A 22,368-nucleotide genomic window follows, 5' to 3' on the forward strand; every position below is an offset into this window, starting at 1 on the left:
CTCGCGGCCGAAATCGCGGCTGCCCCTCGCCGGGACGCGCACTAATGTCTAGCTGTGACAACTGGCGCATACCTGAGATACCCCCATCTGTCCGGTGACCTCGTCACCTTCGTCGCCGACGACGACGTCTGGCTCGCCCCGATCACCGGTGGGCGGGCGTGGCGGTTCACCGCCGACCGGACCCCCGTGTCGAACCCCCGCCTCTCGCCCGACGGCTCCCGCATCGCCTGGACCAGCACCCGCGAGGGCGCCCCTGAAGCGTTCGCCGCCGAGGTCGACGGGCCGGAGGGCGAGCGGCTCACCCACTGGGGGAGCGCGTCGACCCAGGTGCGCGGATGGAGCGCCGAGGGACAGGTGCACGTCGTCAGCGCCGCGGGGCAGGCCGCCCGCACCAGGATGTGGGCCCACGCCGTCCCGCTCGACGGCGGGCCGGCCACCCGCCTGCCCTACGGCTGGGTGAGTGACGTCGCCGTCAGCGGCGCCCGGGTGGTGACGGTGTCCCCCATCTGGCGCGAGCCGTCCCAGTGGAAGCGCTACCGCGGCGGCACCGCGGCCAAGATCTGGGTCGACGCCGACGGCTCCGGGGAGTTCACCCGGCTGTTCGCCGACGACCCCGCCCAGCACTGGGCCGCCATGTGGGCCGGCGACCGGATCGCCTTCCTCTCCGACACCGACGGCACCGGGAACCTCTACTCCGCCCTGCCCGACGGCTCCGACCTGCGCAAGCACACCGCCCACGAGGAGTTCTACGCCCGTCACGCCGCCACCGACGGCGAGCGGATCGTCTACAGCCACGCCGGCGACCTGTGGCTGCTGGAGAGCCTCGACGCGGAACCGTACCGGCTCGACATCAGGCTCGGCGGGCCGCGCCCGGCCCGCGCCAGGCGCCCGGCGCCCGCCCGCGCCGGCGGGTTCTCGCCCGACGAGACCGGGCGCGCCAGCGCCGTCGAGATCCGCGGCACCGCCCACTGGGTCACCCACCGCGACGGCCCCGCCGGCACGCTCCGCGCCGAACCCGGCGTCCGGGTCCGGCTGCCCCGCGTGCTCGGCTCCGACGGCCGAGCCATCTGGGTGTCCGACGCCACCGGCGAGGACGGCCTGGAGGTCGGCACCCCCGGCGGCGAGATCCGCACGCTGGCCGCCGGCGAACTCGGCCGCGTGCTCGCCCTGACCGCCTCGCCCGACGGCAAGCACGCCGCGGTCGCCACCCACGACGGCCGCCTCCTCGTCGTCGACGTCGAGACCGGCGCCCTGCGCGAACTCGACCGCACCACCCACGGCGACATCAGCGGGCTCACGTTCTCCCCCGACTCCGCCTGGCTGGCCTGGGTGCACCCGCACCGGGAGCCGCTGTCGCAGATCAAGATGGGCCGCGTCGACGGCACCTCCACCATCGAGGTGACGCCGCTGCGCTTCTCCGACCACGACCCCGTCTTCACCCGCGACGGCAAACACCTGGCGTTCCTGTCGGTGCGCACGTTCGACCCGGTGTACGACGCCCACGTGTTCGACCTGTCGTTCCCCGTCGGCTGCCGGCCGTACCTGGTGCCGCTGCGCGCCACCACCCCCTCCCCGTTCGACCCCAGCCTGCGAGGCCGGGGCTTCAACGGCGAGGACGACCACCCGCAGGCGGAGGAGAAGAAGAAGGACGACGCCCCGCCGCGCACCGAGGTCGACCCCGAAGGGCTCGCCTCCCGCGTGGTGCCGGTCCCCGTGCCCGCCGGCCGCTACGGCAACCTGCGCACGGCCAAGGACGCGCTGCTCTGGCTGCGGCACCCGCTCACCGGCCGGCTCGGCGACGGCACCGAGTCCACCGGCGAGGTCGTGCTGGAGCGCTACGACCTGAAGAAGCGCGCCAAGGCCGAGCTGGGCAAGGAGTTCCGCGCCTTCGAGGTGAGCGGCGACGGCACCCGGCTCGTCGTCAACGGCAAGAACGGCCTGCAGACCCGCTCCGCCGGAGAGGGCGACGAGGTCGTCACCATCGAACTGGACCGGGTCGCCGTCCGGCTCGACCCGGTCGCCGAATGGCGGCAGGGCTACCGCGAAGCGGGCCGGCTCATGCGCGACCACTTCTGGCGCGCCGACATGAACGGCGTCGACTGGCAGGGCGTCCTCGACCGCTACGCGCCGCTCGTCGAGCGCATCGGCGCCTACTCGGAGCTGATCGACCTCCTCTGGGAGGTGCAGGGCGAGCTCGGCACCTCCCACGCCTACGCCATCGGCAGCGGCGGGGCCGTCGACCCGCGCCGCCGCCAGGGCCTGCTCGGCGCCGACCTGTCCCGCGACGAGGACGGCACGTGGCGCGTCACCCGCATCCTCCCCGGCGAGTCGTCCGACCACGACGCCCGCTCGCCGCTGCTCGCGCCCGGCGTCGCCGTCCGGCCCGGCGACGCGATCGTCGCCGTCAACGGCACCCCCGTCGACCCCGCGCGCGGGCCGCTCCCGCTCCTGGCGGGCACCGCCAACCAGCCGATCCAGCTGACCGTCCGCCCGGCCACCGGCGGGGAGACCCGCAAGGTCGTGGTCACCCCGATCGCCGACGAGACCCGGCTGCGCTACCACGACTGGGTCGAGGGCCGGCGCGCCTTCGTCCGCGAGGCGTCCGGCGGCCGGCTCGGCTACCTGCACGTGCCCGACATGGTGGCGTCCGGGTGGGCGCAGTTCCACCGCGACCTGCGTACCGAGATGGCGCGCGAGGGGCTCGTCGTGGACGTGCGCGAGAACGGCGGCGGGCACGTGTCGGAGCTGATCCTGGAGAAGCTGTCGCGCAAGGTCACCGGCTGGATCCGGGTGCGCGGCCACGAGCCGATGCGCTACCCCGAGGACTCCCCGCGCGGGCCCGTCGTCGCCGTCACCGACGAGTACGCCGGCTCCGACGGCGACATCGTCAGCGCCGGCATCAAGAACCGCCGCATCGGCCCGCTTGTCGGGGTCCGCACCTGGGGCGGCGTGATCGGGATCGACTCGCGCTACTCGCTGGTCGACGGCACCGTGGTCACTCAGCCGCGGTACTCGTTCTGGCTGGAGGGGCACGGCTGGGGGGTGGAGAACCACGGCGTCGACCCGGACGTCGAGGTCGTCATCACGCCCCAGGACCGGGTCGCCGGCCGCGACCCGCAGCTGGAGAAGGCCGTGGAGCTGGCGCTCGCCGCCCTGGACGAGCACCCGGCCGCCACCCCGCCCGACCTCCCGCCCCTCCCGTAGGCCCGGCGCCCGGGCCGGCCGACAGCACCCGACGCTCTCGACGGGGCCCGTAGGCTCCCGCGCCTGGCCTTTCATGGAGCCGGCCCCCGCCGGGGTTCAGCGCCGGCTCGTCAGGGTGCCGGTCCCGGCCGGTGATGCCGGGCGCTCACCGGGTCACGGTGGAGAGCCTCCGCAGGATCTCGGCGAGCACGGGCTCGGTGGTGGCGAAGTTGAGCCGTACGAACGTCTCGCCGCCGGGCCCGAACACCGCGCCGTCACTGAGCAGCACCTTCGCCTCCCGCTCCAGCCGCTCGGCCACCCCGGGCCGCCCGTATCCGAGCCACGCCAGGTAGGTGGCCTGCGGCATGCGGTACGTGACGCCCTCGGGCAGCCGGCCGGCGATGGCGCGCCGGTTGCGGTCGAGCAGCGCGACCGTGTCCGCCAGCCAGGCGTCACCGTGCCGCCAGGCGGCGACCGTCGCCTCGACGCCGAACAGGTTCGCCGAGCCGAACAGGAACGGCGGCTGGGTGTCCAGCGCCTTGCGCACCTCCGGCGAGCCGATGTGGGCCACCGAGCAGCGGATGCCGCCCAGGTTGAACGCCTTCGTGGCCGAGGTGAGGGTGACCGTCCGCTCGGGCAGGATCGTGCCGAACGGGATGTGCCGGTTCGGCTCGTACACGAGATCCGCGTGGATCTCGTCGGCGATGACCAGCAGGTCGTGCCGTTCGGCCAGCTCGGCGAGCTCCTCCAGCTCGGCGCGGCTGAACACCCGGCCGGTCGGGTTCTGCGGGTTGACCAGCAGCAGGACCTTGCAGCCCGACAGCTCGGGGATCTCGGCGCGCCACGAGTCGCCGTCGGGCACGAGCCGGAGGGGCACCAGCGGCCGGTCCATGGTCTCCAGCGTGCCGAGGAACGGGTGATAGGCGGGGGTGTGCAGCGCCACCCCGTCTCCGGGCTCCGTCACCACGTGCAGCAGCACCTGGAGCGCCTGGTTGATGTCGGAATAGGATCGGACCAGTCCGGGATCGGGCTCCCAGCCGTAGCGGGCGGCCATCCGCTCCGCGAAGGCCTCGGCGAGCGGGCCGCTCGCGGGGCTGTCGAGCCAGGCGGGGTAGCCGAGATCGCCTTCCACGCGGCGGCGCAGCGCCTCCACCACCGCGGGCGCGGTGGGCAGGTCCATGTCCGCGACCCAGGCCGGGATGACGCCGGGGCCGACCTTGGCCCACTTGAGTCCGTCGTTACGTGCTTTGAACGCTTCGCCGACGAAAGTCTCGCTCATCCGGACATTCTAGGAAAATGCCTTCTGTCGATCTCCGTGGGCCCGGCCGCCGTACGGTTCAGCGACGGGTGACGGACCTCCACAGCCGCACCGTACGATCACGCCGCCCCCACGCGATCACCCCGCTGATCACGAGCAGGGCCAGCGGCATCACCAGCGGCCCGCCGCTCACGAACGCCTCGGTCAGCGTCGCACCGGCCATCAGCCCCGCGAACGCCAGCGCCGCCGCCCCGGACAGCGCGGGCACCAGCAGCGCCACCGCCCCGACCACCTCCACCACCCCGACCAGGTGACGGAACCACTCACCCCACCCGATCGCCTCGAACGTCGACACCGACGGCTCGGCCCCGGTGAACTTGCCCAGAGCCGCCATGAGGAACAATCCGGCCGCGACCACCTGCAACACCCACAACCCGGCCCCGGCCAGCCACCGCCCGGTGCTGGATCTCGTCTCGATCATCTCCATGCCGCCGACGCTACGGACTCCGATCGCCCGCCGACATGCGCCTGGATACCGGACACAGGGGAGTTAGGTGCACTTGTGCCGGAACGGTGGCGTATGAGACGAAGAGTGGCCGGTGGGGTGCGGAGAAACCCGGGCCCCAGGGCTCACATCGGAAGATCGACGGCCATCGGCGAGGTCCGGTGACCTTCAGCCGGAGACTCCGCCCGGCGAGGAGGAGCGGCGACATGGCCGGGAACGGTGTGGAGGGGCGGCCAGAGCCAGAAGGCGGTGCGAGCGGGTGGGGAGGGGCGGTCGGTGCGGGAGGCGCGGTGCGGCGAGGGGCCGCACCGCGCGGAGCCGACTTACGTGGCGAGTCCGGAACGCCCGTGCGAGGCGGCGACCAGGGCCTCTGGAAAGGCGATGAGGTCAGCGCCGCCGGGAGGAGCGGCAGGGTCAGAGGCGGCGCAGGACCGCCACGACCTTGCCCAGGACGCTGGCCTCGTCACCCGGGATGGGCTCGTAGTTGTCGTTGTGCGGCACCAGCCAGACATGGCCGTCCTTGCGCTTGAAGGTCTTGACCGTCGCCTCGCCCTCGATCATCGCGGCCACGATGTCGCCGCTCTCGGCGACGGGCTGCTGGCGGACCACGACCCAGTCACCGTCGGCGATGGCGGCGTCGATCATCGAGTCACCGGTGACCTGCAGGAGGAAGAGCGTGCCCTCGCCGACCAACTGCTTGGGGAGCGCGAAGACGTCCTCGACGCTCTCCTCGGCGAGGATCGGGCCACCGGCGGCGATGCGGCCGACCAGCGGGACGTAGGCGGCGGTGGGCCGGTTGACCGGCGCCTCCTCGTCACTCCCGTCGGGATCCACCCACAGGACCGGCTCACCCGGCAGGCGAACCTCCAACGCGCGCGGGCGATGCGGGTCGCGCCTCAAATAACCCTTGCGCTGCAGGGCCGTCAACTGATGTGACACGCTCGACGTGCTGGTCAGCTGGACGGCCTCGCCGATCTCGCGCATCGAGGGCGGATAGCCGCGCTGTTGCACAGAATCGCGGATCACCTCGAGGATCTTGCGTTGCCGGGGCGTCAGCCCCAGCGCGTCACGCCTCCGCACCGCGAGGTCACTGACCCCATTGGCGTCATCCCGCTCGCTCATGCCTCTCCTCCTCGCCCGGCGGCTCGCCTCACGGCGCCCCTCCCGGTCTGTGGTCCCGGTGTCGCACACAGCGACCGTATCGCTGTTGAAGATCATCTTCAAACAATTGTTCGAGTCTTCCTCGAAATTGACGGCCGTGTGGTGTACAACATCGTACGGGAGTTCGATCGACACCGTGTTCGATTTGCCGATCTTTATAGGCCGTTTCCGGGGGCCATGACGGCGGGAGGTCCATCATGCGAACGACCAGGATGACCGGCCTGACCGGCGACGACAGACGGCTCGCGCCCATCGCCGACGCCGCAGGGAAGCCTGGCCGCGCGTCCACATCCGGCCACGACCACCCGCGCCCGCCCGTCCCGTCCGATCAGGACCGCCCCCTCCCGCCGCCCCTTCGCGACGCTCCCCTTTCGAAACCAGCCGAAGCCCGCCCTCCGTCGGACCCCTCCGAAGGCCGCGCCCTCCCGCGTCCTGCTGAGAGCGGCGCTCTTTCGGGTCCCTCCGGGGAGCGCGCTTTCCCCCTTTCTGCTGAGGGCCGCCCTGACCCGCGCTCTGCGGAGGGCTGCGATCTCCAAAGGGTCGTGGAGATGCCTGCCCTTCCGCGTTCTGTCCGGGATCGCCGTGTTCCTCGGCCTGCTGAGGGTCAGACCTCTCCGGACTCTGCCGAGGGGGGATCTCTGCCGCGCTCCGCTGAGGGCGGTCGTGTTCCGGGGTCTGGTGAGGGCCGATCCAGGGGGCGGGGTTCCGGGGCGCGGGCGGGCAGGGAGCAAACCGGCGGCCCCCGGGCGCGGCGGGCGGCCGCCGGTGAGCGCCCGAACCTCTATCTCGTCCCCCCGTCCCGCCTTTCCTCCGACGCCGAGCCGGTCTCAGGCCCTGCGAGGTGGGGGAGGAGCGACGGAGGCCCGGTCCGTACGGGAGAGGGCCGGCCCGCCGTCGGCCAGATCATCAGGGGCGGCGGTTACGGGCGCGGCCCCGATTCCAGCGAGACGGCCGGACGGCGTCGCGGACCGGGCGCACGGGGAAGGCGCCTGACCGACGACGGCCCCCTGCGGAGCGTGACCCCCAGCACCGACGCCGACCCTTGTGCCGGCGGCCGGTCCGGTGGTGGCTGGGATGAGGAGGCGGCGAGGCGGGGGGCGATTCCGGCCGGGACCTTCAGAGACGGGCGTGCGCCGTCGTCCCCGGGCAGGGCGCGAGGGCTCAGGCGTGATGGTTCGTCGATGGCACCCAAGGGGAGCGGTCGCGCGCGCGAGGATGACAGGGCGTTGACCGATCAGGCGACGCGGCGAGCTTCCGGCAAGGGCGGACGGCGTCGCGGCGCCGGGACGCCGATGCTGGGGCGACGGGCGCGTACGGCCGCCGGCCCCGCCACCTCTCGCGGCGCCGGCCCGTCCACCTCCCGCGCCAACGGCTCTGCCGCGTCCCGTGGCGTCGGCCCTGCCATGTCCCGGGCGGCAGGCACGTCCCGCGGCGTCGGGTCCGCCACCTCTCGCGCCGCCGGGTGGTTCGGGCGGAGAAGGACGGACCGGGCCGTGCGGCTCGGGCGGGCGGGGAGAAGGGGCGGTGCCGTCGAGGCGGCGCCGGTGCGGTTGACGCGGCGGGGGCGTGCCGTGCTGGTGCTGGTGATGGCGCTGCTGTCGCTGGGCGGGTTCTGGCTCGGCACCAGGGCGGCCGGCCACGCACAGGCGGACCGGTCGCCGGGCGCCGCGGGGTCGCCGTGGGTGCAGGTGCGGGAGGGCGACACGCTCTGGAGCGTCGCCGCCGCCGTCGCGCACCCCGGCGAGGACCCCGCCGCCGTGGTGCGGGAGATCAGGCGGCTCAACGGACTGACGGGTTCGCTCCTGCGGTCCGGCACCCGTCTCTACGTCCCGGGTGACGCCGTCACCCCTTTACACCAGGGACAATGAGTGGCCGGGTCATGCTCCCGAGCCTCTGTGAACGCATGTCACGTACGTGACGCGTGCTGACGAAAGTGACGCGCTGCGGCGACACGCCCGAGGGGTGGCGCGAACCCGCTGGCTGATCAGCGACTTCGGTAGGACGGGCTCGGCCAACTTGCGTTCATGGTCGCGCGCTTCTACGGTTGGACCACAACATCTAGTAGTTACACCGATGTAGTTCACCACACCTTGTGTTTCGCCGACCGCACCACAGCTCGATTGTGGGGCGTGCGCGAGCGTCCGCCGGGGCGGATTCCCGTGCCTGTGGTGACCCCTGGAGCGAGGAGGCGTAAGCGTGCATTGTCCGTTCTGCCGCCATCTCGACACCCGGGTCGTCGACAGCCGCTCCACGGAGGACGGCGCGGCGATCAGGCGCAGGCGTACGTGCCCCGAGTGCGGGCGCAGGTTCACCACACAGGAAACCGTGCTCCTCATGGTGAGCAAGCGCAGCGGGGTCACCGAGCCCTTCTCGCGGGACAAGGTCGTCGCGGGCGTGCGACGGGCCTGCCAGGGCAGACCGGTGAGCGAGGACTCGCTGGCGCAGCTGGGGCAGAGGGTGGAGGAAGTCATCAGGGCCAAGGGCGCGGCCGAGATCGCCTCCAACGAGGTGGGACTGGCGATCCTCGGGCCGCTGCGCGAGCTCGACGAGGTGGCTTACCTGCGGTTCGCATCGGTTTATCGCGGTTTCGAGAGCCTGGCGGACTTCGAGGCCGAGATCCAACAGTTGAAGGCGGAGAAGGGGGAGTCATGACGGAGACGTCCAGCGGATCAGTGACGCGCGGAGGCAAGCGTCCCCGCAAGGGCCTGAAGATGAAGCGGATCTTCACCACGGCCGGCGTGCACCCGTACGACGAGATCGCGTGGGAGCGCCGCGACGTCGTCATGACCAACTGGCGCGACGGCTCGATCAACTTCGAACAGCGGGGCGTCGAGTTCCCCGAGTTCTGGTCGATCAACGCCACCAACATCGTGACCACCAAGTACTTCCGCGGCGCGGTCGGCACGCCGCAGCGCGAGCACAGCCTGAAGCAGCTCGTCGACCGGGTCGTCGGCGTCTACACCCGGACGGGTCTGGAGCACGGCTACTTCGCCGGCGAAGAGGACGCCGAGATCTTCGACCATGAGCTGAAGCACGCCCTGGTCCACCAGATCTTCGCGTTCAACTCCCCGGTGTGGTTCAACGTCGGCACCCAGTCGCCCCAGCAGGTGAGCGCCTGCCAGCCGTACGACGCGCTGGTGAGCACGCCCGACGGGCTCGTCCCGATCGGCAAGCTCGTCCAGGACAACGCGATCGGCGCCAAGGTCTACGACGCCCACGGCCTCACCCGCGTCATCGCCACCAAGGCCAACGGCGTGAAGAACGTGTTGCGCCTGCACACCAAGGCGGGCTACACGCTTGACGTCACCGGCGACCACCTGGTGTGGAAGGCCACCGGCGACGGTACCGGCCACTTCGTGGAGGCCGCCACGCTCAATCCCGGAGACCAGCTCGAATGGCACCGGCGCGAAGCGTTCGGCGAAGGCGAGATCGACTTCACCGAGGTGGCGGAGGCGGCCCTCGCCGGCTGGCTGCAGTCCGACGGCTTCGTCGGACAGGACGAGGGCACCGACAAGTCCCTCACCATCGAGGCGACGACCGTCAACGACGCCGAGCTCGCCTGGGTGACCCGAGCACTCGACGTCGTGTTCCCCGACGTGCACCGCAAGGAGCGCACGGTGGAGACGCAGGACACCTCGCTCGACTGCCGGCGCACCCGCCTCGACGGCAAGTCGCTGGAAGGCTTCGTGGACAAGTGGGACCTGCGTCGGCGCGGCGTCGACATGTCCGTCCCCGCCGGCCTCTTCACCGCTCCGCTGCCGGTGGTGGCCGCCTATCTCCGCAGCGTCTTCCAGGCCGAGGGCATCGTCTCTGCGAGGGAGAGCTCCACCGTCGTCGAGGTCGACATGATCTCCGAGGAGCTGATCCGCGGCATGCAGCGCCTGCTGCTGCGCTTCGGCATCTACGCCCGCGTCGGCGTCAAGAAGGACGCCCGCGACGACCGCGAGGGCTGCTGGACGCTGCGCATCCAGTCCGCCGGCGACCGGCGCACCTTCGCCGACGAGATCGGCTTCATCGACGAGACCAAGTCCGGCCAGCTCGAGACGAGCTTCGACCAGCCGGGACACCCGTCGAAGGCGACCAAGCGGCTGGAGATCGACCGGGTCGAGGACCTCGGGCCGATGGAGGTCTACGACATTCAGACCGAGAGTGGCGAATACCTCTCGGGCAACCTCCGGGTGCACAACTGCTTCATCCTCGCCGTGGACGACACGATGGAGTCGATCCTGGAGTGGTACAAGGAAGAGGGCGTGATCTTCAAGGGCGGCTCCGGGTCGGGCGTCAACCTGTCCCGCATCCGTTCGTCCAAGGAGCTGCTCTCCAGCGGCGGCACCGCCAGCGGGCCGGTGTCGTTCATGCGCGGCGCCGACGCCAGCGCCGGGACGATCAAGTCCGGGGGCGCCACCCGCCGGGCCGCCAAGATGGTGGTCCTCGACGTCGACCACCCCGACATCGAGGAGTTCATCGAGACCAAGGCGCGCGAGGAGGACAAGGTCCGCGCGCTGCGTGACGCCGGGTTCGACATGGACCTCGGCGGCAAGGACATCGTCTCGGTGCAGTACCAGAACGCCAACAACTCGGTGCGGGTCTCCGACGAGTTCATGCGCGCGGTGGAGAAGGGCGAGAAGTTCGGCCTGCGGGCCCGGCTCTCCGGCGAGGTGATCGAGACCGTCGACGCCCGCGACCTGTTCCGCAAGATGGCGAAGGCGGCGTGGGAGTGCGCCGACCCCGGCGTGCAGTACGACGACACGATCAACGACTGGCACACCACTCCCGAGACCGGGCGGATCACGGCCAGCAACCCCTGCTCCGAATACGTCCACCTGGACAACTCCTCCTGCAACCTGGCCAGCATCAACCTGCTGAAGTTCCTCAAGGATGACGGCGCCTTCGACGTGGCCGGCTTCGTCAAGCTGACCGAGCTGATCATCACGGCGATGGACATCTCGATCACGTTCGCCGACTTCCCGACGGAGAAGATCGGCGAGACGACCCGCGCCTACCGGCAGCTCGGCATCGGCTACGCCAACCTGGGCGCCCTGCTCATGGCGACCGGCCACGCGTACGACTCCGACGGCGGCCGGGCCGTGGCCGGGGCGATCACGTCGCTGATGACCGGCGTGTCCTACCGCCGCAGCGCCGAACTGGCCGGGGTGGTCGGCCCGTACGACGGATACGCGCGCAACGCCGAGCCGCACAAGCGGGTGATGCGCAAGCACGCGGCGGCCAACGACAGCCTGCGCACGATCGGCTCGATGGACGCCAAGATCCACGCCGAGGCGTCCCGGCAGTGGGCGGAGTGCCTCAAGCTGGGCGAGAAGGACGGCTACCGCAACGCCCAGGCCAGCCTGCTGGCCCCGACCGGGACCATCGGCCTGATGATGGACTGCGACACCACCGGCATCGAGCCCGACCTGGCGCTGGTCAAGTTCAAGAAGCTCGTCGGCGGCGGGTCGATGCAGATCGTCAACCAGACGGTGCCGCGGGCCCTGAGGAAGCTCGGCTACCAGGAGGAGCAGGTCGAGGCGATCGTCGAGTACATCGCCGAGCACGGGCACGTGGTCGACGCCCCCGGCCTGCGGCAGGAGCACTACGAGGTGTTCGACTGCGCGATGGGCGAGCGGGCGATCGCGCCGATGGGTCACGTGCGGATGATGGCGGCGACGCAGCCGTTCCTGTCCGGGGCCATCTCCAAGACCGTCAACCTGCCCGAGTCGGCCACGATCGACGACATCGAGCAGGTCTACAAGGAGGGCTGGGAGCTCGGCCTCAAGGCGCTGGCCGTCTACCGCGACAACTGCAAGGTGGGCCAGCCGCTGTCGGCCGGCGGCAAGAAGGAGGAGCCGAAGGCGGCCGAGCCGGAGGTCAAGGTCGTCGAGGTGGCGCGGCCGACCCGGCGGCGCATGCCCAACCAGCGGCCGAGCACCACGACCCGGTTCACGGTCGGCGGCGCCAAGGGCTACATGACCGCCTCCTCCTACCCCGACGACGGGCTGGGCGAGGTCTTCCTCAAGATGTCCAAGCAGGGCTCGACGCTGGCCGGTGTCATGGACGCCTTCTCGGTGGCGATCTCGATCGGGCTCCAGTATGGGGTTCCGCTGGAGACGTACATGAGCAAGTTCGTCAACATGCGGTTCGAGCCGGCGGGCATGACCGACGACCCGGACATCCGGATGGCGACGTCGGTGATGGACTACATCTTCCGGCGGCTGGCGCTCGACCACCTGCCCTACGAGGAGCGGGCGGCGCTCGGCATCTTCTCGGCGGCCGAGCGGGCGGCGCAGCAGCGCGGGGAGGACCCGGCGGCGCTGCAGGAGACGGTGGAGGCGCTGGCCCAGTCGGCGCCGATCGAGCCCGCGCCGAAGGAGGAGCGGCGTGAGGCCGAGCCCGGCAAGGAGATGACGCTGGAGAGTCACCAGCGCTTCACCGCCGACGCGCCGCTCTGCATGACGTGCGGCACGAAGATGCGCCCGGCGGGCAGCTGCTACGTCTGCGAGGGCTGCGGCTCGACCAGCGGCTGCAGCTGATCGTGCGGCCATGGGCGGGGTGCCGGGTTCGTCCCGGCGCCCCGCCCGTGCCGTGCTCAGGCCCGGCGCGGGTCAGCCCGTCCCGAGCTGGCGCGACAGCGACGGGACGTCGGAGATGATCCAGTACTCGGCGAACCTGTCACCCTCGGCCCGCAGGAGGTCGTGGCCGCTGAAGGCGATCCGGGTGCCGGGCGCGGCGGTGGCGCCGGGCATGCCGCCCCGGTAGGCGCCGGCGAAGGTCCACCGGGCGGCCACGTGGTCGCCCTCGACGATCGGCCCGACGTCGAGGGTGACGGTGACGTTCTCGAACGGCTCGTGTCCCTGCCGCAGCGTCTCGATCAGCTGGTCGGGTCCCCGCACCTCCATGTCCGGCCAGTGGCCGACGAAGCCGGGGGTGACCAGTTCATGGGCGAGGGAGAAGTCGCCCTGCCACATGGTGAGCAGCCATCGTTCGTACAGTTTCGCCATCATGACGGTGATCTCTACCCACGGCCGCTGCTTGGATAGATTGCTTCCTCCGCGTCCCTGACGTCCCCCACGTCCCGCGCCCCCCGCGTCCGACGGCAAGCGGCCTGTAAGCGAGCGTCGATCACGGCGGGCCAAGCTGGGTGTCCATGGAAAGGAAGGGCCTGTCATGACGGTTCCCCCGCGATCCCCCGTGCTCGACCGGCGGCCCAGCAAGGCATTGATCATCGGTCTGGTGCTGTCCAGCCTGCTGGCGCTGGGGGTGCTGGCGGTGCTGCTGGCGAGCGGCGGGCCGATCGGCTTCGGCCTGTCGGCGCTGCTGGCGATCGCGCCATTGCCGGTGCTGCTGGCGGCGGTGCTCTCGCTCGACCGGCTGGAGCCGGAGCCGAAGCTGCACCTGGCGTTCTGCTTCGCCTGGGGGGCGGGGGTGGCGGTGGGCGTGGCCATCCTGCTGAGCCTGGTGGGGGTGGAGCTGTTCGCCCGCGCCGGATACGGGGAGCAGGCCGTGAGCCTCATCAGCACGGTGGTGCTCGCGCCGGTGATCGAGGAGGCGCTCAAGGGCGCGGCGCTGCTGCTGCTCCTGCGCCGGCGGCGGGAGATCGACGGTCTGACGGACGGCATCGTGTACGCGTCGATGGCCGGGCTGGGTTTCGCCGCGGTGGAGAACGTCGGCTACTACCTGATGGCCTACGGCGAGGAGGGGGCCGGCGCGGTCGTGCAGCTGTTCGTCATCCGCGGGCTGATCGACCCGCTGGGCCACCCGGTCTACACCGCGATGATCGGGGTGGGGGTGGCGTACGCGCTGACCCGCCGCAACGCCGTCCGGTTCGCGGCCGTCCCGCTGGGTTACCTGGCCGCGGTCCTCCTGCACGCCCTGTGGAACGGCGCGGCCTCCACCGGGTCGCTGGCGATGGTCGCGGGCGCGTATCTGGTGATCATGGTGGCCCTCATCGCGCTGATCGCCATCACGGTGGTGGAGCGCAGGCAGCTCGTCTCACGGATGGGCGCCTATCTGCCCGCGTACGCCTCCACCGGCCTGGTCAGTGAGCTGGACGTGCGGATGCTGACCACGATGCGGGCCCGCCGCGAGGCCCGCAAGTGGGCCAGGGGGATCGGGCTGGGCCGCCAGATGAGCGACTACCAGCAGGCCGCCACCGAGCTGACCATGCTCCATCTGCGCGCGGAGCGGGAGGGCGCGGATCCGGCCCGGTTCGAGGCCGAGCGCGATCTGCTGCTGGACGCGATGGCGCGGGCCCGCCGCTGGTGAGAGCTCACCCGCCCGGAAGCCGCATTCTTGGCATAATGTCCGGCGTCGACGAGAGGGGAGCACGGATGAGCTGGGTGGAGATCGAGTCCGAGGCCGAGCTGCGTGAGCTGCTGGGCGAGGTGATGCCCCGGGCGGCGACGAAGGAGCGGGCCCGCCTGCACGAGCGCGACCGGCAGTGGCTGGCGGCCTCGCCGTTCGTCCTGATCGCCACCGCCGACGCCGACGGCAACTGCGACGTCTCGCCCAAGGGAGACCCGGCCGGGTTCACCCACGTCATCGACGACACCACGATCGCCATCCCCGACCGGCCGGGCAACCGCAGGGCGGACGGGTTCCGCAACGTGCTGTCCAACCCGCACGTCGGCCTGATCTACCTGATCCCCGGCCGCAACGAGACGCTGCGCGTGAACGGCCGCGCCCGGCTGGTGCGGGAGGCGCCGTTCTTCGATGAGCTGATCGTCAAGGGCCACCGGCCCGCGCTCGCCCTGGTCGTGGAGATCGAGCAGATCTTCTTCCACTGCGCCAAGGCGTTCATGCGCAGCGCGCTGTGGCGGCCCGAGCGGTGGGGTCCCGACCTGCTCCCGTCGCACGCCACCCTGGTCAAGGAGGTGCAGGTGACGCCTGAGACGCTGGCGGAGCTGGAGACCTACTACTCCGAGGACAACTACGCCAAGAAGCTGTACGGGGTCTAGGCGGCCGGGGTGGGGCCGTCGGGGAACCGGATCACGTTGCGGCCCGTGTAGGCGCGCAGATCGACGACCTTGGGATCCGGGGCCGGCCGGTTGGGGTGTGCCACCGCCGATCGGATGTCGCGGATCTTGTGCCTGGCGATGCGCGGCGGCACCGTCACGAGCCGTCTCATCGTCCTCCCCCCGTGATGTTCCTGTTACCTATGTTAATAACAGAAACCCGCGTAAGGGCGCTGTAAGAGCGAAATTCAATAAGGCAATCGGCGGCCCGAGGGCGACCGCAGATCCAGGTCCCCGCCGCGGATCGGGCGTCGCCTGGTCGTCGTCCTGACGATTCGCACGCGTCTCATGGGTCTGCCCCCCATTGGTGTCGCCTGGCGAACAACGTAACCGGGCTCGCGCCGTACGCTCAACGCATTTGTACGCACAGGCAGGCGTCACGGCGGCGGCCGTGACGCCTGCCGGAGGAGTCAGGCGCCGGTGGCAGGAGGGATCCGGGTGGTGACCACGATCCGGTTCCACGCGTTGATCATCGCGATGGCCACGACGAGCGAGGCGAGCTCCTTCTCGTCGTAGTGCTCGGCCGCCTCCTGCCAGACCGCGTCGGACACCCCCCGCCCGTGGTCGGCGAGCCGGGTCGCCTCCTCCGTCAGCGCCAGCGCCGCCCGCTCGGCCGGGGTGTAGACGGTGGCCTCCCGCCAGGTGGCCACCGACCAGAGCCGCTCGTCGCTGCCGCCGTCCTTCTTGAGGTCGCGGCTGTGCATGTCCACGCAGAACGCGCAGCCGTTGATCTGGCTGGCGCGGATCTTCATGAGCAGGGCCGTGGCGTGCGGGATGCCGCAGCCGCGCAGATACGCCTCCACCGAAAGGAACGCCCGGTAGGGCTCGGGGGCGAGGTCCGCGACGTTGAGCCGCTGAGTCATGGTGAACCTCCAGGTCCGTTGAATGTCCGTCGGAACCGACACGACCTGGACGGGACACCCTCGCCCGGTGTGACAGCCCTCAGGAAACTCGCCGGAAACGGGGATGGCATAGGACGGCACCCTGGGGAAATGAGACCCCTGAACAGGACAGACAATCATCCGGGGGATTCACCATGGCCGTCTGTGAGACATGTGGCAACGACTACGACATGGCGTTCGAGGTCCGGGCCCAGGGCACGACCCACACCTTCGACTCCTTCCAGTGCGCGATCGACAAGATGGCGCCCATCTGCGAGCACTGCGGCACCAAGGTCATCGGCCATGGCGTCCAGTCGGGCGACCACTGGTACTGCTGCGCCCACTGCGCCCGCCAGGAGGGCTCCAGCGGCATCGTCGACCGCGTGACGGCGGGCGCCACGGCCTGAAACAGCCTGAAACGGCCTGAAACGGCCCGCCGCCGCGGCGTCGCGCGCTCTCTAGTCGTCGGCGGGGCGCCGGGACCGGGGAGCCGGCTTCTTGCGGCCCGCCACGAGCGTGTCGCCGGTGGCGGGGGAGGGCTCGACGGCCTGCGCCGGACGGGGGCGGGGAAGCGGCGCGGTGTCCTCGGGTCCCGGTCCCGCCTCCTGGTCCTTCTCGGTACGGGGACGCGCCGGTTTGCCGGCGGGCTCCTTCTTCTCCGGAGTCCCGGGCTTCTCCGGAGTCACGGCCTTGTCCGGAGTCCCGGGCGGTGGCGCCGGGTCGGCGGCGGGCCTGCTCTGCGCGGCCGGGCCGGTGGGCCTGTCGGGGTCGCGCAGGGCGGCGATGACCGCGTCGGCCTCGTTGTCGGCGGCGAACTCGTCGGCCGCGGCCGACTCCCGCCGTCTGATCACCACCATGTGGTCGACCGAGATCCGGCCCGCGCCCACCACGGCCAGCAGCAGCGAGGCCGCGCCCAGCAGGATCAGCTCGTTCAGCGTGATCGGGTTGAGCGGCGGCGCCACCCACAGCACCGCGACCGCCTCCGCGAACAGGACCAGCCCGATCACCGAGACCATCAGCCCGGCGATGAGCAGGGTGCCGCCGATCAGCTCGACCAGCATGGTGACCGTCGCCCAGGCGCGCGGCGCGGGGGCTCCCTGGGCCTGGAACTGCGCCCCGGTCTCGACGAGGCCTATCTCCAGCTTGCGCCAGCCGTTGGCGAAGAAGATGCCGCCCACGCCGAGGCGGGCGACGAGCGCGGCGAGATCACGGAGGGACTGTCTCACGGTTGTTGACTGCCCTAATCGGGACATGGCACACCTCAATCACGGCGAAGCAGCATGGCCACCGCGACGGCGGTCACGCTGAGCAGGACGACGCTCACGAACACGGTCGTGTGCAGGGCGTTGACGAAGGCCCAGCGGGCCGCGTGCAGCAGAGCGCCGCCGGCGTTGCCGCCGACCTCCTCGGCGACGTGGGCCGCGCCTGCGAGGGACTGCCTGGCCTGGTCCATCCCCGCGCTCGGGACGCCGCGCACGTCGGGGAGCCCCGGCGCGTACGCGATGGTGGTGATCGTGCCGAGCACGGCGACGCCGAGGCCGGCGCCGAGTTCGTACGCGGTGCCCTCGACGGCGGCGGCGCCGCCCGCGTGGGAGGCGGGCGCGGCGGACATGATCGTGTCGGAGGCGGCCAGCAGGGCCACCTGGACGCCGAAGCCGATGCCCACGAAGCAGCAGGCCAGCATCACGGGATGGCCCTCGACGCCCAAGGTCAGCGTGGGGGTGAGGGAGAAGGCGACGAGCGCCAGGCCGCCGCTCATGGTGGCGCGCATGCCGAGCCGGGGCAGGAGGTGCGCGGCGACGAGCCCGCCGGTGATGGCCGACAGCACCAGCGGGAGCATCCGGAACGCGGCGCGCACCGGGGAGTCGCCGAGCACCAGCTGCAGGTACTGGGCGAGCATGAGCTGCAGGCCCACCAGGGCGAACACGCCGAGCAGCACGCCCAGCACGCCGGTGGTGAAGTCCCGCCGCCTGAAGAGGGAGACGTCCAGCAGCGGCGTCTCCAGCCGGGTCTGCCGCCGGGCGAACCACACCAGCAGCGCCACGCCCGTCAGGAAGACCGCGGCGGCGGCCGGGAACGGCATCAGGCTGCCCGACCCGGCCTCTTTCAGCCCGAAGGCCAGGGCCAGGATGCCCAGCACGGACAGCGCGGCGCTGGTCACGTCCCACGGCCGCGGCTCGGGGTCGCGGTACTCGGGCAGCATGCGCAGGGCGGCGGGCAGCAGCACGAGCAGGATCGGCACGTTGATCAGGAAGACCGCGCCCCACCACAGGCCGACCAGCAGGCCGCCGATGAGCGGCCCCACGGCGGCGCCGGCCGCGGCGACCGCGCTCCACACGCCGAGCGCGATGGCGCGCTCGCGGCGGTCGGTGAACACCTGGCGGATCAGCGACAGCGTGGCCGGCATGATCATGGCGCCGCCGACGCCGAGCAACGCCCTGGCCGCGACCAGCGTCAGCGGCGTGGCGGCGAAGGCGGCTCCCGCCGAGGCCAGGCCGAACAGCACGAAGCCCGCGATGACCAGGCGTTTGCGCCCGTAACGGTCGCCGAGGGTGCCGAACACGATCAGCAGCGGGGCCACGATCAGCGAGTAGACGTCGATGATCCACAGCAGCTGGACCGCGGACGGCTCCAGGGCGGCGGTGAGCGCGGGGACCGCGATGTGCAGGACCGTCGCGTCGACCGTGATGAGCAGGAGGCTCACGCAGAGCAGCACCAGGATGGCCCAGCGGTTGTGCTGATGCTCTCGGCCGGCGCGGCGTGCGGGGGGCACGGCCTGGGTGACGGTCATGGGCCTCCTTGCAGGCCGATCCGTTCACAGCAGGGCCCGCACGAACTTGCGTGGCAGCTTAGGGCATGCCCCGCGGTGGGTGTAGCGGTATCAAGTGATCCAAGAACGGCCGTTCATCTCTTGACCGAAATGTCGCCGTTTAGCGGGATCGAAATCATGCTATCCGCACCCTGCCCGCCCGACTGTCCTCAGTCTAGAATCATGTTCTATGCGGATCCTGCGCACGCCGGACGACCGTTTCGCCGACCTGCCGAACTTCCCGTACGAGCCCCGCTACGCCGAGGTCGGCGACGGGCTGCGGATGGCCTACGTCGAGACCGGGCCCCCGGACGGCGAACCGGTGGTGCTCCTGCACGGCGAGCCCTCCTGGTCGTTCCTCTACCGCCACGTCATGCCCGAGCTGGGCGCGGCCGGCCTGCGCGCCGTCGCCCCCGACCTCGTCGGATTCGGCCGCTCCGACAAGCCCGCCGAGCCCGGCGACCACACCTACGCCCGCCACGTCGAGTGGACCCGCGCCCTGCTGTACGACGCGCTCGGCCTGACCGGCGTCACCCTCGTCGGCCAGGACTGGGGCGGGCTCATCGGGCTGCGTCTGGCCGCCGAGCATCCGGAACGGGTGGCCAGGATCGTCGCCGCCAACACCGGCTTGCCGACAGGTGACATTCCCATGCCCGAGGTCTGGCACCGCTTCAAGGACGCGGTGGCCACCGCGCCCACCCTGGACGTCGCCCGGTTCGTGCAGTCCGGCTGCGCCACCCGGCTCGCCCCCGAGGTGCGCGCCGCCTACGACGCCCCCTTCCCCGACGAGTCGTACAAGGCGGGCCCGCGCGCCCTGCCCGGTCTCGTCCCGCACACGCCCGGCGACCCGGCCGGACCGGCCAACCGCGCCGCCTGGCAGGCGCTCACCACGCTCGACCGGCCGTTCCTCGTCGCCTTCTCCGACGGGGACCCGATCACCGGCGGCATGGCGCCGATCCTGCGCTCCTCGATGGTGGGCGCCGCCGGGCTGGACCACCCGGTCGTCAAGGGCGCCGGACACTTCCTGCAAGAGGACGCCGGAGCCGAGCTCGGCCGCCACATAGCCGCTTTCGTGACCTCCACCTAGCGTGTCAGGTCCGCCCACACGGCGGTCCGGTGCGGTATAACCGGGGGCGGACCGGGGAGGCGTGATGCAGGAGTCCGGCAGGACCCAGGCCGCGGGACGAGCCGCGGTGCGGGATCTGTTCGAGAAGGTGCGGCTGCGCTATTTCCGGCTTCCCCCCGCCGTGCGCAGGGTCCTGTACGCGGCGATCCTCATCGGGGCGGTCGGCACGGGCGCGGCGCTGGGCTGGGACCTGCTCCAGACGTTCTTCACCACCGCGCTGATCCTCTGCTTCACCGCGCTGACCCTGCGCTTCCCGCCCGCCGCCGCCACCGTGCTCGTCGTCGCCGGCTGGGCGGCGCTGCTGCCGCTCTTCACCCTGCCGTTCCCCGCGCAGTCCATGGCGCCGACCCTGCTCATGGTGCTCGCCCTGCCCGTCGCCGTCGCCGCCCACCTGATCCGCTGGGTCACCCCGTGGGTCACCACGCTGGTGGCGCTCCTGCCCGCGGGCGCGCTGGCCGTCGTGCTCTCGCTCGTCTCGGAGAACCTCGCCGTCTGGGTCGCCTACGGCGCCGCCGCCTCCGTCCTCGGCTACCGGTTCCTGCTCGCCCGCCGGGCCAGGGCCGACGTGACCGCAGAGGAACGGATACGGGTGCGCGCCCGCGAGGGCAGGCCCGAGCCGCAGCAGGAGAAGGCCCAGGGGCTGCCGCAGATCTCGGTCGAGGAGGCGCTCGCCGAGCTCGACGCCATGATCGGCCTCACCCCGGTCAAGGAGCAGGTCCGCTCGATCGCCGCCTCCATCGAGGCCTCCCGGCTGCGCGCCGAGGCCGGCTACACCGCCGGCCGGCCGGTGCGCCACTTCGTCTTCCTCGGCCCGCCGGGCACCGGCAAGACCAGCGTCGCCCGTACGCTCGCCAAGATCTTCTACGCGTTCGGCCTGCTGGAGACCCCGTACGTGGTCGAGGCTCAGCGCGCAGACCTGGTCGGCGAGTATCTCGGCGCTACTGCCATCAAGACCAACGAGCTGGTCGACCGGGCGCTGGGCGGCGTGCTCTTCATCGACGAGGCGTACGGGCTGATCAACTCCTCCGACGGCCAGCCCGACCGGTTCGGCGCCGAGGCCGTGCAGACGCTGCTCAAACGCGCCGAGGACGACCGCGACCGGCTGATCATCATCCTGGCCGGCTACGAGCAGGAGATGACCTCGTTCCTGTCCAGCAACCCCGGGCTGGCCAGCCGGTTCGCCACCCGGGTGCGCTTCCCCACCTACTCCGCCGCCGAGCTGTCGGAGATCACCGAGCTGCTGCAGCGCCGGCGCGGCGACACCATGGGCGCCGAGGCCGGGGCCACCCTGCTCGGCCTGTACGCCGACGTCCACCGGCGCGGGCTCGTCGACGAGCTGGGCAACGCCAGGTTCGCGCGCAGCCTGGTCGAGGCCGCCGCCCAGGCCCGCGACGTGCGGGTGGTCGGCGCGGGCGGCACGCCCACCACCGAGGACCTGGTGACCACCACGACGGCCGACGTGACCAAGGCGTTCGACGAGCTGACCGCCCGCTTCCGCGGCTACGTGGCCACGCCCACGCTGGAGGAGGCGCTCGCCGACCTCGACCGGATGGCCGGGCTCGCGCCCGTCAAGCGGCAGGTGCACGCCATCGCCGCGCAGCTCCAGGTGGCCCGCATGCGGCAGGAGCGCGGGCTGCCCACGCCGCCGCAGATGCGCCACTTCGTGTTCGTCGGCCCGCCCGGCACCGGCAAGACCAGCGTGGCCAGGGTGCTGGGCCGCGTCTTCGCCGCCCTCGGCCTGCTCGCCCGGCCCGACGTGGTCGAGGCGCACCGGGCCGACCTGGTCGGCCAGCACCTCGGCGCGACCGCGATCAAGACCAACGAGCTGGTCGACCGGGCGCTGGGCGGCGTGCTCTTCATCGACGAGGCCTACAGCCTGGTCAACCCCGGTTACTCCGGCGGCGACGCGTTCGGCGCCGAGGCCGTGCAGACGCTGCTCAAGCGGGCCGAGGACGACCGCGACCGGCTGGTGGTCGTGCTGGCCGGCTACGAACGCGAGATGGACTCCTTCCTCACCACCAACCCCGGCCTGGCCAGCCGGTTCAACCAGCGGGTCGCCTTCCCGAGCTACGCGCCGCGCGAGCTGACCGAGATCGCCGTGCTCCTCGCCGAGCGGGCCGGCGACCGGTTCGACGACGACGCGCTGCACGACCTCGACGAGGTCTTCACCTGGGTGTGCGAGGAACGGCTGATCGACGGGCTGGGCAACGGCCGCTTCGCCAGGTCGCTGTTCGAGCGCGCCGCGATGCGCCGCGACGTGCGGCTGGCCGCCCGCGCCACGGCGGAGGAGCCGGCCACCGCCGCCGACCTGACCACGATCACCAGCGACGACGTGCGCACCGCCGTCGACGAGCTTTCCGGACGTTAATCAGACCCCTCTTTGGCACTCGCCTGCGCGGCGCCGGTCGCATCCTGTAGCAATATGGCTACGCAGCGT

Annotated in this window: 17 protein-coding genes; 9 read left to right on the top strand and 8 right to left on the bottom strand. The window is 71.7% G+C overall.

The window, feature by feature from the left end; translation table 11 throughout:
• Positions 1–54 precede the first annotated feature (54 nt).
• On the top strand, positions 55–3,204 hold the full coding sequence (locus ACQEUU_RS36015) for a S41 family peptidase (RefSeq protein ID WP_433074982.1): 3,150 nt from the start codon (positions 55–57) through the stop codon (positions 3,202–3,204).
• Positions 3,205–3,349: 145 nt separating this feature from the next.
• Here ACQEUU_RS36015 and ACQEUU_RS36020 read toward each other — a convergent pair whose 3' ends face one another.
• The 3 genes from ACQEUU_RS36020 to lexA all read right to left on the bottom strand — a co-directional run bounded on the left by ACQEUU_RS36020 (position 3,350) and on the right by lexA (position 6,068).
• Complete coding sequence (locus ACQEUU_RS36020) at positions 3,350–4,462, bottom strand: MalY/PatB family protein (RefSeq protein WP_433074985.1); 1,113 nt, start codon at positions 4,460–4,462, stop codon at positions 3,350–3,352.
• Positions 4,463–4,520: 58 nt separating this feature from the next.
• Complete coding sequence (locus ACQEUU_RS36025; protein ID WP_433074988.1) at positions 4,521–4,928, bottom strand: DoxX family protein; 408 nt, start codon at positions 4,926–4,928, stop codon at positions 4,521–4,523.
• Positions 4,929–5,360: 432 nt separating this feature from the next.
• Positions 5,361–6,068, bottom strand: a complete 708-nt coding sequence (lexA, locus tag ACQEUU_RS36030; protein ID WP_270157060.1) for a transcriptional repressor LexA — start codon at positions 6,066–6,068, stop codon at positions 5,361–5,363.
• A gap of 1,610 nt (positions 6,069–7,678) precedes the next feature.
• Here lexA and ACQEUU_RS36035 point away from each other — a divergent pair.
• The 3 genes from ACQEUU_RS36035 (at position 7,679) to ACQEUU_RS36045 (ending at position 12,634) form a co-directional block, all read left to right on the top strand.
• On the top strand, positions 7,679–7,975 hold the full coding sequence (locus ACQEUU_RS36035; protein WP_433074992.1) for a LysM peptidoglycan-binding domain-containing protein: 297 nt from the start codon (positions 7,679–7,681) through the stop codon (positions 7,973–7,975).
• Positions 7,976–8,303: 328 nt separating this feature from the next.
• Positions 8,304–8,759, top strand: coding sequence for a transcriptional regulator NrdR (nrdR, locus tag ACQEUU_RS36040; RefSeq protein WP_433074995.1), 456 nt, complete (start codon positions 8,304–8,306; stop codon positions 8,757–8,759).
• Positions 8,756–12,634: a vitamin B12-dependent ribonucleotide reductase gene (locus ACQEUU_RS36045; RefSeq protein ID WP_433074998.1), complete on the top strand. Its 3,879-nt coding sequence runs from the start codon at positions 8,756–8,758 to the stop codon at positions 12,632–12,634. Before nrdR ends, ACQEUU_RS36045 begins: the two co-directional genes overlap by 4 nt.
• Positions 12,635–12,706: 72 nt before the next feature.
• Here the strand turns inward: ACQEUU_RS36045 and ACQEUU_RS36050 are convergent, their stop codons facing one another.
• Positions 12,707–13,105 (bottom strand): ester cyclase, encoded by a 399-nt coding sequence (locus ACQEUU_RS36050; protein ID WP_433075001.1) that lies wholly within the window; start codon positions 13,103–13,105, stop codon positions 12,707–12,709.
• 163 nt (positions 13,106–13,268) lie between these two features.
• Here ACQEUU_RS36050 and ACQEUU_RS36055 point away from each other — a divergent pair, with 163 nt between their 5' ends.
• Both ACQEUU_RS36055 and ACQEUU_RS36060 read left to right on the top strand, forming a co-directional pair.
• Positions 13,269–14,366, top strand: coding sequence for a PrsW family intramembrane metalloprotease (locus tag ACQEUU_RS36055; protein ID WP_433075004.1), 1,098 nt, complete (start codon positions 13,269–13,271; stop codon positions 14,364–14,366).
• 65 nt (positions 14,367–14,431) lie between these two features.
• Positions 14,432–15,058 carry a pyridoxamine 5'-phosphate oxidase family protein gene (locus ACQEUU_RS36060; RefSeq protein ID WP_433075007.1) on the top strand — a complete coding sequence of 209 codons (627 nt, stop codon included), beginning with the start codon at positions 14,432–14,434 and terminating at the stop codon, positions 15,056–15,058.
• On the opposite strand, the gene ACQEUU_RS36065 is transcribed toward ACQEUU_RS36060, so the two are convergent.
• On the bottom strand, positions 15,055–15,228 hold the full coding sequence (locus tag ACQEUU_RS36065) for a hypothetical protein (RefSeq protein WP_270157051.1): 174 nt from the start codon (positions 15,226–15,228) through the stop codon (positions 15,055–15,057). The genes ACQEUU_RS36060 and ACQEUU_RS36065 overlap by 4 nt on opposite strands.
• A 297-nt stretch (positions 15,229–15,525) precedes the next feature.
• Complete coding sequence (locus ACQEUU_RS36070) at positions 15,526–15,978, bottom strand: carboxymuconolactone decarboxylase family protein (RefSeq protein ID WP_433075010.1); 453 nt, start codon at positions 15,976–15,978, stop codon at positions 15,526–15,528.
• Positions 15,979–16,151: 173 nt separating this feature from the next.
• Between ACQEUU_RS36070 and ACQEUU_RS36075 the strand changes: the two genes are divergently transcribed.
• The gene (locus ACQEUU_RS36075) at positions 16,152–16,403 is read left to right on the top strand and encodes a hypothetical protein (protein WP_433075013.1); all 252 of its coding nucleotides are present in this window, start codon (positions 16,152–16,154) and stop codon (positions 16,401–16,403) included.
• Between the two features lie 51 nt (positions 16,404–16,454).
• Here ACQEUU_RS36075 and ACQEUU_RS36080 read toward each other — a convergent pair whose 3' ends face one another.
• Complete coding sequence (locus ACQEUU_RS36080) at positions 16,455–17,222, bottom strand: DoxX family membrane protein (RefSeq protein ID WP_433075016.1); 768 nt, start codon at positions 17,220–17,222, stop codon at positions 16,455–16,457.
• A gap of 35 nt (positions 17,223–17,257) precedes the next feature.
• Complete coding sequence (locus ACQEUU_RS36085; RefSeq protein WP_433075019.1) at positions 17,258–18,787, bottom strand: MFS transporter; 1,530 nt, start codon at positions 18,785–18,787, stop codon at positions 17,258–17,260.
• A gap of 208 nt (positions 18,788–18,995) precedes the next feature.
• Between ACQEUU_RS36085 and ACQEUU_RS36090 the strand changes: the two genes are divergently transcribed.
• A complete protein-coding gene (locus ACQEUU_RS36090; protein WP_433075022.1) occupies positions 18,996–19,892 on the top strand; it encodes a haloalkane dehalogenase in 897 nt (298 codons plus the stop codon).
• Between the two features lie 64 nt (positions 19,893–19,956).
• Positions 19,957–22,299, top strand: coding sequence for an AAA family ATPase (locus tag ACQEUU_RS36095; protein WP_433075025.1), 2,343 nt, complete (start codon positions 19,957–19,959; stop codon positions 22,297–22,299).
• Positions 22,300–22,368 lie beyond the last annotated feature (69 nt).

This window comes from Nonomuraea sp. CA-218870 (genome assembly GCF_050936535.1).
GTDB classification, from domain to species: Bacteria; Actinomycetota; Actinomycetes; order Streptosporangiales; family Streptosporangiaceae; genus Nonomuraea; species Nonomuraea corallina.